General features: G+C 61.9%; 13 protein-coding genes. All 13 read left to right on the forward strand.

The genetic code is table 11. The features are described from left to right. The first annotated feature begins 11 nt into the window (after positions 1 to 11). The 13 genes from ACWZHB_RS06935 to ACWZHB_RS06995 all read left to right on the forward strand — a co-directional run bounded on the left by ACWZHB_RS06935 (position 12) and on the right by ACWZHB_RS06995 (position 12,709). Positions 12 to 896, forward strand: coding sequence for an MlaE family ABC transporter permease (locus tag ACWZHB_RS06935; RefSeq protein ID WP_427907091.1), 885 nt, complete (start codon positions 12 to 14; stop codon positions 894 to 896). Then, entirely contained in the window at positions 893 to 2,056 is a 1,164-nt protein-coding gene (locus ACWZHB_RS06940) for an MCE family protein (RefSeq protein WP_427907092.1), read from the forward strand. Before ACWZHB_RS06935 ends, ACWZHB_RS06940 begins: the two co-directional genes overlap by 4 nt. Further along, a complete protein-coding gene (locus ACWZHB_RS06945; RefSeq protein ID WP_427907093.1) occupies positions 2,053 to 3,069 on the forward strand; it encodes an MCE family protein in 1,017 nt (338 codons plus the stop codon). The genes ACWZHB_RS06940 and ACWZHB_RS06945 overlap by 4 nt, the downstream gene beginning before the upstream one ends. Positions 3,070 to 3,072: 3 nt before the next feature. After that, positions 3,073 to 4,062, forward strand: a complete 990-nt coding sequence (locus ACWZHB_RS06950; protein WP_427907094.1) for an MCE family protein — start codon at positions 3,073 to 3,075, stop codon at positions 4,060 to 4,062. Beyond that, complete coding sequence (locus ACWZHB_RS06955) at positions 4,059 to 5,237, forward strand: MCE family protein (protein WP_427907095.1); 1,179 nt, start codon at positions 4,059 to 4,061, stop codon at positions 5,235 to 5,237. The genes ACWZHB_RS06950 and ACWZHB_RS06955 overlap by 4 nt, the downstream gene beginning before the upstream one ends. Continuing rightward, positions 5,234 to 6,337: an MCE family protein gene (locus ACWZHB_RS06960; RefSeq protein WP_427909103.1), complete on the forward strand. Its 1,104-nt coding sequence runs from the start codon at positions 5,234 to 5,236 to the stop codon at positions 6,335 to 6,337. Before ACWZHB_RS06955 ends, ACWZHB_RS06960 begins: the two co-directional genes overlap by 4 nt. Continuing rightward, positions 6,334 to 7,758, forward strand: coding sequence for an MCE family protein (locus ACWZHB_RS06965; protein WP_427907096.1), 1,425 nt, complete (start codon positions 6,334 to 6,336; stop codon positions 7,756 to 7,758). Before ACWZHB_RS06960 ends, ACWZHB_RS06965 begins: the two co-directional genes overlap by 4 nt. Continuing rightward, positions 7,734 to 8,333, forward strand: a complete 600-nt coding sequence (locus tag ACWZHB_RS06970; RefSeq protein WP_427907097.1) for a hypothetical protein — start codon at positions 7,734 to 7,736, stop codon at positions 8,331 to 8,333. The genes ACWZHB_RS06965 and ACWZHB_RS06970 overlap by 25 nt, the downstream gene beginning before the upstream one ends. Then, a complete protein-coding gene (locus ACWZHB_RS06975; protein ID WP_427907098.1) occupies positions 8,300 to 8,920 on the forward strand; it encodes a hypothetical protein in 621 nt (206 codons plus the stop codon). Before ACWZHB_RS06970 ends, ACWZHB_RS06975 begins: the two co-directional genes overlap by 34 nt. Positions 8,921 to 8,933: 13 nt before the next feature. Next, positions 8,934 to 9,989 (forward strand): ABC transporter ATP-binding protein, encoded by a 1,056-nt coding sequence (locus ACWZHB_RS06980; RefSeq protein WP_427907099.1) that lies wholly within the window; start codon positions 8,934 to 8,936, stop codon positions 9,987 to 9,989. A gap of 264 nt (positions 9,990 to 10,253) precedes the next feature. Next, positions 10,254 to 11,645 carry a DUF445 domain-containing protein gene (locus ACWZHB_RS06985; protein ID WP_427907100.1) on the forward strand — a complete coding sequence of 464 codons (1,392 nt, stop codon included), beginning with the start codon at positions 10,254 to 10,256 and terminating at the stop codon, positions 11,643 to 11,645. A gap of 96 nt (positions 11,646 to 11,741) precedes the next feature. Then, positions 11,742 to 12,023 (forward strand): hypothetical protein, encoded by a 282-nt coding sequence (locus ACWZHB_RS06990; RefSeq protein ID WP_427907101.1) that lies wholly within the window; start codon positions 11,742 to 11,744, stop codon positions 12,021 to 12,023. 125 nt (positions 12,024 to 12,148) lie between these two features. Then, positions 12,149 to 12,709, forward strand: a complete 561-nt coding sequence (locus ACWZHB_RS06995) for a polyhydroxyalkanoate synthesis regulator DNA-binding domain-containing protein (RefSeq protein ID WP_427907102.1) — start codon at positions 12,149 to 12,151, stop codon at positions 12,707 to 12,709. The last annotated feature ends 105 nt before the right edge of the window (positions 12,710 to 12,814 follow it).

The following is a 12,814-nucleotide window of genomic DNA, read 5'->3' on the forward strand; positions in this document are numbered from 1 at the left end:
CGGAAGACGAGATGACCGAAAATTCAACGTACAGCGTCTCCGACGCGCTCAGTACCAAGCCGATGGCTCGAAAAATCGTCAAAGGCGCCAAAGCGCCGGTGGACGGAGTATCGGGCATCGGACAGCAGATGTCGTTCTACCTCAGCAGTCTTGCGTGGACCCCGCGGGTACTCAAGCGCTACCGCCGTGAAGTTGTCCGCCTTGTGGCCGAAGTCAGTCTCGGTACCGGTGCGCTGGCCGTGATCGGTGGCACCGTCGTAGTCGTCGGATTCCTCACTGCGGCAGCGGGTTACGAAGTAGGCCAGCAGAGCACCAGCTCGCTCGGTCGAGTGGGTGTGGAAGCGATGGCCGGCTTCATTTCAGCCTTCTTCAATACCCGCGAAGCCATCCCGGTGATCGCCGGAGTCGCTTTGACAGCCACTGTCGGCGCCGGATTCACCGCCCAACTGGGTGCCATGCGGGTGAGCGAGGAGATCGACGCGCTCGAGGTGATGTCAGTGCCATCCATGCCATACCTCGTCACCACCCGGATTCTGGCCGGTCTCATCGCGGTCGGACCGCTCTACGCGATCGCGTTGTTCATGGGGTACGCCTCGACCGAATTCGTCAGTGTGGTTCTCTCCGACCAGTCACCCGGTACGTATGAGCACTACTTCAACCTCTTTCTGGTGCCCGAGGATGTGCTGTGGTCACTGCTGAAGGTGACGATCATCGCCGTCGTGGTGATGTGCGTGCACTGTTACCACGGATATAACGCGTCAGGCGGTCCGGCCGGGGTCGGGGTCGCGGTCGGGCGTGCTGTTCGCACATCCCTGATCGCCATCATGATCATCGATCTGCTCGTCGGAGTCGCCGTATACGGCGGCGTCCACTCCACCGTGCGGGTGTCCGGATGATCGCCGCGACTTCGCGCACCAAATCTCTGACCCTTGGCGCGCTTTCGGTGACCTTTCTCGTGGTGGCGGCGCTGCTCGCGGTTGCCTCCTACAACGGGACCTTCATCCCTACTGTCCGCGTGTACGTGCACGCTGAACGTGCGGGGCTGCTCATGGCGCCCGGGTCGGATGTCAAGGTGAGCGGGGTGGTCATCGGTCGGGTCGGCGCGGTCGAGCTGGACGCCGAACACGCTGTCCTCGCTTTGGAACTGGATCCCGACGAAGCCGCGAAGCTTCCCGTCAACGTGGGTGCGTATATCGAGCCGACGACCTTGTTCGGCCGCAAGTTCGTCGCTCTCACCATGCCGAGCGACCCCGCCGTGAGGACGCTCGAAATGGGGTCGGTGATCGATGCGGCAACCGTGACGGTCGAAGTGAACGACACCTTCAAAGCACTGCTGGCAATCCTGCGCGTCGTCGATCCACAAAAGGTCAACTCCACCTTGACCGCCGCCGCGACCGCGCTCGACGGACGTGGCGATCGCTTGGGCGATCTGCTCGTCGACATCGACCGCTACCTCGGCGAATTCAACAACAGTATTCCGACGCTGCAACGCGACATCCCGCTACTCGCAGACAACGCGGACACGCTGGCAGCGGTCACGCCCGACCTCATGACCACGGTGTCGAACCTGACGACGACGAGCCAGACGGTCGTCGACCGACAAGCAGCCCTGAGCGCATTCCTGCTCAGCTTCACCTCCTTCGGCAACAACGGATCGGCTCTACTGGACAAGGCAGGAACCCCTTTGGTCAGCGCACTCGACGCTCTGGAACCGACGACCGGGCTACTCGCCGAACGCGCTCCCACCTATCAATGCTTCCTCTCGAGCCTCAACCAATCACGCAGGGTCCTCGAGCGGGCACTCGGTGGCCGACCGGGCCTCAACATCGTCGGCACGCTCTTGATGGGTGACCCGCCGTATCGGAACTCGGCCGATCTGCCCGTCAACGGTGCGGACTCGACGCCCGCCTGCTATGACTACGCCGCGGGGCCGGGCGGACCTCCGCCGCCACACATCGATTTCAACGACGGCTCGCATGCCTACCGACCGGTCCGCGAACCACTGGATGTGCTCGGAAACCCGTTCGCCGCGATGCTGTACGGACTCACCCGATGACCCCCCGGCGGCAAGGCCTCAAACTCCTGGCATTCGTCGTGGTCACCTCCTTGATCACGGGGGCGCTGTTCGTCGTGGTCGGTGATCTGCGTTTCGTCGCCCACCACACTTACCGTGCGCTGTTCTCCAGCGCGTCGGGACTTCGGACGGGCGAGGACGTCAAACTCGCCGGCGTCGTGGTCGGGAAAGTGGAAGACATCGGCTTCGGGTCGGCTGACCTGGTCGAGGTGGAATTCACGGTGGACGACAACGTCGCGCTCCTGCGGTCCGCCACTGCCGCAATCAAATACAAGAATCTCATCGGGGACCGGTACCTCGAGCTGACTGTGCGTGCTGATGGTTCGGGGGTGCGGCCGGAGAACGAGACGATCCCGGACTCCCAAACAAGCCCGGCGCTCGATCTCGACGCACTGGTCAACGGATTCCGTCCGCTGCTGCAGGGAATCGACCCGGACGAAACAAACAAATTGTCGGCATCGTTGGTCGCGGTCCTCAACGGGCGTGAACAGAGCATTTCGGCCATCGTCGAACAGCTTGGGTCCCTCGGTAATTCCATCGCCGACCGGGAGGCGGTGATCGGCAGGCTGATCGACAACCTCAACCTGGTATTGCGTACGGTCAGTGGCCGCGAAGACCAATTCGGTGCGCTGGTGACCAACCTGCAGCAGTTGGTCAGCGGGCTCAACAGCGACCGCGACACCTTGACCAGCGCACTGGTCGGGATCGACGATCTGAGCGGGCAGACAGCGCAAGTGCTAGAGGAGAACCGGCCGTCCATCGCCGCCGATATCGAGCAGTTGGGCCGCACCGCGGGCAACCTCAACGCGAGTTCCGAAACGCTCCAGCTCCTGCTCACCAACCTGCCCGAGGTCTATCGGCGTGGTGGCAGAGCCAGCGGCTACGGCAGTTTTGTGAACTTCTTTCTGTGCGGTGTGGCCATTCGCTACCCGGCGATCGGCGGCGGCCATTCGACCACGCCGATGTTCACGGTGCCGGCAGATAGGTGTAAGTGAGAGATGAAGTCCTTCTTCGATCGTGACCCGATCCGGCTCGGCTGGATCGGAACCGGGGTACTGGTTGCGCTGCTCGTGCTGGTTTTCAATTACCAATCGATTCCCGGATGGCCCGGATCGAGCAGTTATGTCGTCGAATTCACCGACGCCAGCGGACTTCAACCGGGCGACACTGTTCAGATCACCGGGATCACCGTAGGCAAAGTCACCTCCATTCAGTTGGTCGGCGATCACGTCGATGTAGAGGTAGACGCCGATACCCGCGACCGTCGTCTCGGCGACCGCACAGGTGCGGCGATCAAGGTCGAGACGGTGCTCGGGCGCCGATTCGTCGAACTTCGCCCCGACGGGGGAGGTGAGCTCGGCGACCGGATTCCGTTCAGCCGCACCACTTCTGGCTACGACATCACCGATTCGCTCTCGCAACTGACCGGCAAGCTCGAGGGCACCGACAAGAAGAAGTTGTCCGATGCCCTCGACAGCATCTCGACTGTGACCGAACATCTGCCGAAGAACCTCCAGTCGGCATTCGACGGAATCTCGCGCGCTTCTGCCACAGTGGCCGATCGTGACCAGGCCGTGCGTGATCTGTTCACCGAAACGAGCGCGGTCTCCGGGATTCTCGCTGATCGCAACCAGAACCTGACCGCGCTCATCAGTGACGGTGGGACGTTGTTCGCAGCGCTGAACGACCGAGCCGCGACGATCAGAAGCTTGCTTTACACCGTTACCCAGGTGAGCAACGAGCTCCGTGGCTTGGTCGCGGACAACACGGCGACAACACCCCCCACGCTGGCTGAACTCGAAAAGTTGATCGCGCTGTTGAACGAGAACCACACCAATATCAACGACGCGATCAGTGGTCTGCGCCCGTACGCAATCCAACTGGGGGAGGTCGTGGGCAGCGGACCGTTCTTCAACGTGCTGCTGCAGAACATCACTCCGGTCAACCTGCACGGCCAGGGCCCGGGCAGTCTTGGAGGAGGACGATGATACGCAAACGAACGTCGGACCGGCGGATTCCGCTGCCCGGACGCATATTGGGCGTCGCAGTGGCAGTGGCCGCACTGGTCATTGTCATCGCGACTGTCGTCGACCGTCAAAGTACCAAGCACGCCACGGCCTATTTCACCAACACCGCCGGCATGTATGTCGGAGACAACGTCACCGTCCGCGGCGTCCCGATCGGAACCATCTACCGGATCGAGCCGATCGGCGACAAGGTTCGAGTCGAATTCACCTACGACGCGGAAACATTCATCCCCAGCGACACCCATGCCGTCATCGTGGCACCGACCTTGGTTTCCGGTCGCTACATCCAGCTCACCACCGATCGTGTCGCCGACGGGCAGGCTCTCGCTAACGGAGCCGAAATCCCGATGGAACGTACAGCGGCACCCGTGGAGTACGACCAGGTCAAGCGCCAGCTCGACCAGCTCGCCACGGAAGTCGGCCCGGATCGGCCAGGCGCCGACGGCTCGCTCAGCAGATTCACCGAGGCGACCTCGGCGGCCTTGTCGGGCAACGGTGCCACCCTGAAACAGACCCTGCTGAACCTGTCCGCGGCCTTGCAGACCATCGACCAAGGTGCGCCCGACCTGTTCTCGACCGTCCGGAATCTGCAGACCGTAGTCTCCGCACTGGCCGCGAGCGACCAGCAGATCCGGCTGTTCACCGGGCAGCTCGCCGACGTATCCGGTCTCCTCGACGACAACCGCACTCAACTCGACGCCGCACTCCAGGCACTGCATGCGATGTTGCCCGAGATCCAAACCTATGTGCACGACAACCGTTCGGCGCTGCAGCACGATGTCGCCGAATTGCAGCGGATCTCCGGCCTGCTGGCCACTCGGCAGGACGACCTCGCCCAGATTCTGCACACCGCACCTACCGCGCTCGCGGACCTGTACAACATCTACGACCCCGACTCCCGGACGCTGACCGCTGCTGTGTCAGTCGCCGACTTCCCCGAGCCGATGTCGTTCATCTGTGCCTTACTGACGACCGCGAATGCGCCACAGCAGGAATGCTCGCGCGCGAGCGACAAGTTCGGCGATCTGTTCGGTGCTGCGGTACGCGCTGCCCAACCCCAACCGGTGGCACCGGCTCCCGCCCCAGCGAATCTTCTGCCCGGGCTCCTCATTCCAGGTCTGGGAGGTGGACGTTGAGAATCCGTCATGCATCGACGATCCTGGTAACGGCTCTTGTTTCGTCCATCTTGATTTCCGGTTGCCGGTTCGATGGTCCTAACTCGATTCCATTGCCCAACAACGCCATCGGCGACGAAAGCTACACCGTTCGCGTAGAACTGCGAGATGTGCAGAACCTCGTCGGCAATTCGATTGTCAAAGCCGACAACGTGACGGTCGGAATTATCCGGCGTATCGAGGTCGACGGCTACACAGCCATCGCGACTGTCGACATCGACGAATCGGTAACGCTGTCGAGAAACGTCACCGCGCAGCTCGCGCAGACCAGTGTGCTCGGCTCGCAGTATTTGGAGCTGACCACCCCGCCGACGGCATCTGCAACCGGGCGACTCGCCGACGGTGACACCATCGCGCTCGGCGACAGCTACGAGTACCCCGCCACTGAAGAGGTCCTCGCGGCGCTGTCGCTGCTGCTCAACGGTAGTGGCCTGCAACAGGTCCGGACGATCATGAGTGAACTCAACCAGGCCGTCGGGGGCCGGGAGGAGTCCGTCAACAGTGCGGTTGGCCGCATCGAGACCTTCGTCGGCGGTCTGGATGCCCAACGCGACAACATCGTCAGAGCTATCGACAGCCTGGACGGCCTCGCACAGTCGCTGGCCGAGCAGAACGCGACACTTGTCGCCGGCATCGAACAGATCCAACCGGCGTTGGCAGTGCTCGAAGAGCAGCGCGGACAGCTGGTCACGATGCTCGACAGTGTCGGCCGGTTCGGCGCACAAGCTGCTGAGGTGTTGCGCAGCAGCCGCGCCGATCTGGCCGCCAACCTGCAAAGCCTGCAGCCGGTCCTGACCGAGCTGGCCAATTCGGGAAAGGATCTTCCCGAAAGCCTGTTGCTCGCTGCGAGCGTCCCGTTCCCCGTGACCGCGATGGACGGACTTCGCGGCGACTATCTGAATCTGTTCCTCACCGTGGACCTCAGCCTCGAAGCGATCCAGAACAAAATGCTCGGCAGCATTCCACTGCGCGATCTGCTGCCCGGTGACCCCGGCCGTTTGGTGAACCCGATGACCGCGCCGACAGAACCCACCCACGCACCGGAGACTTGGGGTCGATGATGAGAACCAGACTTGTCCGAGGACAATTGATCGTTTTCGCCGTCCTGGCCGTGGCCAGCCTCGTGTACGGTCTCGTGCACTATGTGAGCATCCAGCGATTGACCGGTATCGGCACGTATACGGTCACCGCGGAATTCACCGAGGCGGGCGGGATCTATGAAGACGCACTCGTCACTTATCGCGGCCTCGATATCGGTCGGGTCACCGGAATCGAACTCAACGGCACCACCGTTGAAGTACGGCTCCAGCTCGAGTCCGACTACCGGGTGCCTGCGTCGACGACGGCAACCATCAAGAGCATGTCGGCGGTGGGCGAGCAATACCTCGACCTGCAACCGGATACGAACTCGCAGCCGTACCTGGCCGACGGTTCCCGCATCGCGAAGAATCGAACAGCCGTCCCGGTGCCGACCGGGCAGGTGCTCGGCAATCTCCAGACCCTGCTGACCGATATCCGGACCGAGAGCCTGAACAACACGATCGACGAGGTGGCGGCCGCACTCGACGGAACCGGTCCCGCATTGTCGGGGCTCATCGAATCCTCAGCAGATCTTATTCGCCTCGCGCAGGCAGATCTGGGGCCGACGGTCCAGCTGATCAATGATGCAGAGTCGCTGTTGACGACAGGGAACGTGGTCGGAAGCGATATTCGCTCGTTCACGCACGATCTTGCGTCGTTCAGTCAGCAACTCGTCCTCAACGACACCCAGATACGGGGCATCCTCGATGAAGGGCCGCCCGCCGCCGATACTGTCGGCGGTACCTTCGCCGATCTGAGCGAACCGTTGCCGCTACTGCTCACAGATCTGCAGACAGTGGGGCAGGTGTTGCGGGTAAATCTTCCGCAACTGCGCCAGATCATGGTCGTCTACCCAGCTCTGAGTGCCGTCGTCAACAACAGCGCTGTCGGGTACTCCGACAACTCCGATCCCCAGTTGCCGCTGCCGCTCGACATCAAACTCGGTAACACGCTCAATCCACCCCCATGCACCGAGGGCTATCAGGGCACCCAACGGCGTGACCCCTCCGACACAGCTCCGCTCGAGGTCACGCCGAATCAGCACTGCGACGTCCTCCCCGAGAACCCGAAAGTCGCCCGCGGTGCCCGCAACCTGCCCTGCGCCACCGATCCGACGGTTCGTACCGCTGACGTAGCGAACTGCCCGCGCGGGCTGCCGTCGACGTGGTCCGACATGCCGCAGCGTCCCGGTGTGGTCGAGCCGGCCCCACCTGCGCAACCGCAGGCGGCACCCACGGCGGCAGCCGACCCGGTGCTCTCCGCGGACAACCCAGCAGCCGTACCGTACGCCGAGCTCAGCGGGATATTCCGAGGCCCGGACGGGATCACCTACGTCCTCGGCAACGCACCATCAGTATCTGGAAAGGAAGTCATGAGATGGCAATCGCTGTTGATCAAGTAGACGAGGTCGACGATCGTTCGATCGACGATTCGACCACGGCCACAGCAGGTTCGGAGGTCGACACTGCCGCACACGAGATCGGTGGTCAACGTCGGCGTCGAGTCGCCGCGGCGTTGATCGTCCTCACAGTGGCGATGTTCGCCGCGCTCGGCGGGGCGGTGAAACTGTTCACCGATGTCCGCGCATCCGAACAGGCGAGCGAACGCGACCGGATCGTTCTGGATACGGGACGCAGGGTGGCGGCGGAGCTGGTCTCCCTCAATCACACGTCGGCGAAAGAGAATCTCGACACCATCGCGGCGAATTCCACCGGGTCGTTTCGCGATCAATTCGACAAGGTATCGGGAACATTCTCCTCGGTCCTCACGCAAGGGCAGGTCGAATCGTCCGGTGAAGTGAAGGAAGCGGGAATCGTATCGGTCGGCGACGATCGCGCCGTGATCATCGCCGCCGTCACATCGACGGTCAAGAATACCGAGGTGCCCGAAGGGCAAATGCGGGTATACAGAATGAAAATGACCCTGGAAAAGAACGGGTCCGAGTGGCTCGTATCAAACGTGGAGTTCGTTGCATGAGTATCATCACCGATTCGGCGGAAAATACCGCCGCACCGCGCGGTTTCTTCGTTCGGCTGAAGGTATGGCCATCCGGGGTGATCGGGCACATAGCGGGCTGGCCCGCAAAGGTGCTCGTATCGAGCGTCGCGATCGTTTTCGCGTTGACAGTGACCGCTGCAGTAACTGTCGCTATTCTGGCCGTGCGGATGAATAACGTCCAATCCGTCGAAACATCGTCACTGGCAGCAATGGATTCAGCCAAGAATCGCATTCCGCTGGTGTTGTCCTACGACTTCAACACCATCGACACGGAATTCCGTAAGCGCGCCGAAAACCTGACCGGGACGTTCAAGAACGATTTCGCCGAGCTCGGCACTGCCGTGATCATCCCGGCTGCGCACAAGGATTCGATCACGACCGAGGCTGCCGTCGCAGAGGCCGCGGTCGTCAAGGCAGACGAGAACGAAGTGACCGTGCTGATGTTCCTGAATCAGACTACGAAGAGCGCCAGCATGCCGGGCCCGCGCCTCGACGGCAGTCGCGTACGGGTGACCATGATCGAGTCCGGCGATCAGTGGTTGATCTCCGATATCACACCGGTGTGAGTGAGGATTACTGATGGGCGTCGAGGTCAGGACCGAGGGTGTAACTAAATCCTTCGGTTCCCAGCGAATTTGGCAGGACGTGTCGATCACGCTCCCTTCGGGTGAGGTCAGTGCGTTGCTCGGCCCTTCGGGTACGGGTAAGTCGGTGTTCCTGAAGTCGCTCATCGGTCTGCTGCGGCCCGAGCGCGGGTCCATCTTCATCGATGGCACCGACATCATGACCTGCTCCAACAAGGAGCTCTACGAGATCCGCAAACTGTTCGGCGTCCTTTTCCAGGACGGTGCGCTGTTCGGCTCGATGAATTTGTACGACAACATCGCTTTCCCGCTTCGTGAGCACACGAAGAAGACGGAATCCGAGATCCGCCGCGTGGTCATGGAGAAGCTCGAGCTGACCGGTCTGCTCGGCGCCGAGGGCAAGCTGCCCGGCGAGATCTCCGGCGGTATGCGCAAGCGCGCCGGGCTGGCCCGCGCGCTGGTCCTCGACCCGCAGATCATCCTCGTCGACGAGCCCGACTCGGGCCTGGACCCGGTGCGTACCTCGTACCTGGCGCAGCTGCTGCTCAACATCAACGCGCAGATCGACGCCACGATCCTGATCGTGACGCACAACATCAACCTGGCCCGCACCGTGCCGGACAACATCGGCATGCTCTTCCGCCGTCAGCTGGTGATGTTCGGCCCCCGTGAGGTGCTGCTCACCAGCGAGGAGCCGGTGGTCAAGCAGTTCCTCAACGGCCGCATGATCGGCCCGATCGGTATGTCGGAGGAGAAGGACGAGGCGCAGATGGCGCGCGAGCAGGCCCTCGTCGACGCCGGTCACCACCACGGTGGCGCCGAGGAGATCGACGGCATCATCCCGCAGATGAAGGCCGAGCCCGGCATGCCGGCCCGCCAGGCCGTGTTCCGCCGTCAGGCGCGCGTGCGCGAGATCATCCACACGCTGCCGCACGCGGCGCAGGTGGCGATCCGCGAATCGCTGGATTCCTCCGACGACACTCAGGTGATGGCGAACTACGCCGGCAGCGGCCAGCCCACCGAAACGCTCGAGACGGTTCCGCACGGCTAGATCAATGGCTGAGCGAGTTTCCGCGCACGGACGAGCCCTGGAAACGCCGTGCGAGTGGAATGTGGCGACTTTCCATTGCGAGTCCGGTCGGGGTCTTTTTCGCTTTAGTGAAATGGTGCTAATTTGCGACTCAGATAGACGGTCTATACAGAGGCGCAGAAGAGCCTGAGCGTAATTCTAGTTCGAATCCGCGAGAGCCCATCCGACGTTATGATCGATCTGTCGATTCCGGTTACGGGTCGTGTTGTGAGGCGGGAGAGACGAGTGCAGTGGTCCAGCTTCTTTTCGGTGAATGTGCAGTCATTGCCCGAGATGGTCGATGACTTCGCCGAGCACTGGTGGATCTACTCCACGATGCCGCTGATCGCGGCATTGATCGGCTACGGTACCAAGATCGTCGCCATCAAGATGATGTTTCGGCCGCACAAGTTCATCGGTTTCGGTGCGTTCGGGTGGCAAGGCATCGTTCCGAAACGAGCGCCGGAGATGGTCGAGGTCCTCTGTTCTACCCTTACCGGACGTTTGATCTCCGCCCAGGAGATCATCGACCGAGTCGACGGTGCCGAACTCGCGGCTCTGATCGAGCGGCCGTTACGCATCGAGGTTGCTCGCATCATCAAAGGCGTCGCTGCCGACTATCAGCCGGCTGCATGGAATCTACTGCCGGCGCCCGCACGGGACCTGGTAGTCGAACAAGCGCAGCGGGCCGCACTCGACGCGGTTGTTGCGCTGACCGAATCTTTGACCGACCATATCGACGAGGTCTTCGACCTGCAGACGATGGTCACCAGAGAATTTCTCTCCGACCCCGACACGCTGGAAAAGATGTTCTTGGAAGTGGGTCGGCGTGAGTTTGCGTTCATCCGGCGCAGTGGCCTGGTGTTCGGCTTCGCGATCGGCCTGGTACAAGTCATGGTGTGGCTGATCTTCCGTAGCCCGGTGATGATGCCTCTGTTCGGCCTGTTCACGGGTTGGTTCACCGATTGGGCTGCGCTGCGGTTGATCTTCAACCCGAAAGAGCCGAAAAAGTACCTCGGTGTCATCAAATGGCATGGCTTGTTCCTCAAGAACCGTATTCCGGTGTCTCAGGAGTACGCCGTTCTGATCGCGAGTCGCGTACTCACCGCTGACCGACTGGTGCGAGGCTTGTTCAACGGGCCACATCAGCGCGAGCTTGTCGGTTTGGTGGCCACGGTCGTAGAAGACGCGGTGCGCACTGAGCTTGGTGACCTCGACAGATTTGTTGCGACTCAGGTGAACGAGTTGCAAATCCTCGGCGATTTGGGGTTCGGCAAACTCGGAATCGGCAAGTTGCTGGGCGCGGCGGCTCGTCCGGTGAGCGCCCCATTGCGCGCCATCACCGGCGTCGGCCTTGATGCGATGCAGATCGCGCCGATGTCTCATGCTGCGGCCACCGAGCTGGTAGAGGCTTTGCCGAAGCTGCTCGATGGTCCAGCCGAAGAGTATCTTGACCGCGCTCTGGGGATTCGCGAGCTGATGGTCGAGAAGATGGTCGCGATGACGCCCGAGGAGTTCGAGGGAGTGCTGCGGCCCGCGTTCCAAGCAGACGAGAGGACCCTCATCCTCGTCGGGGCAGTCCTCGGCTTCCTCGTGGGCGACCTGCAGGTAGTCGTCATGGAGAACCTGGTCCATTAGCTATGCCCTGTGTCACAACGCGTTGCGTAATTATGACGCGATGCGTAAACTCGGTTTTACGCAATCGCGAATCATTCACTCAAGGAGCGAACCACCATGGCAACCAATTCCACCAAGTCCGGTAGTGAAGGGTCCTCGGAGAAGGTCGAGAACACCCAGGCGCACCTCACCAGCTTCCTCTCGTCGGTGGTCGATTCGACAAAGGGCTTGGTCGACGACCTGCTCGACACGGCCGGCCGGGTCGAGAAGGATGCGCGCAATCGTGTCGAGACGGCGCGCGAGAAGGTCACCCCCGGTGACGAGGACATCGAATCGCTGCGCAAGCACGTGCGTAGCCTGACCGAGCAGGTCGAGGAACTCGCCCGTATTCGCAAGTAGGCCCGTAGCCTGAATCGCGCCACGCCCGAGCGGAGGATATGACATCTCCGCCGGGCGATGGCTCGTTGAGGCGCCGTTTACGCACGACTATGCTTTGTGTAAACGGTGCGGCGAGGGAGTGGTGTATGTCTAAAGGAGATCATCTGGGTGATGCCGGGAGCGGCAAGTACCTGATCAAACGGTATTCGAATCGAAAGCTCTACGACACGGTTCGAGGTAAGTTCACCACCCTGGATCAAGTCGCAGAGCTGGTGGAGGGTGGCGTCGAAGTTGTGGTACTCGACCACGACACGGGCGTCGATCGCACTGAGGAAGTGCTCGCGCAGGTACTGAGTCGGCAGGCGCGGAGTGCACCGGGAGGCAGGTCAAATCTTCTCGCGGACTTGCTACGCACTTCAACGGGCGTTGCGAAGTCGCTGTTGGATGGTGTGTCGGCCCTCGACGTGAATCCTGAAGCCGGTGAGGCCTCGGCATCGTCAACCTCCGGCAAGAGCGGTGCTGACCGCGCCGGGTCCTCGTCCGTCGCTGACGTTGACAGCGATGCAGGCGCGAAAGCTGATGGATCCGCGGGGCATGTGGAGCGGCAAGAAGCCGAGATACGAGAACTGCGCGACCAGGTGTCACAACTGACCCAGGCAGTCGCGGCACTTCTCGACCAGAACGCAAACAAGAGCGGCGATCACTGAACTTCCCCGGTTCTCCGGGACCTCTCTTCGCGGGCACCGGATCTGTATCCGGTCGGCGAGGCTCAAGACACTGCTAGTCGAGATGCATTGATTGAATACATCAGG

This window comes from Nocardia sp. FBN12 (assembly GCF_054031145.1).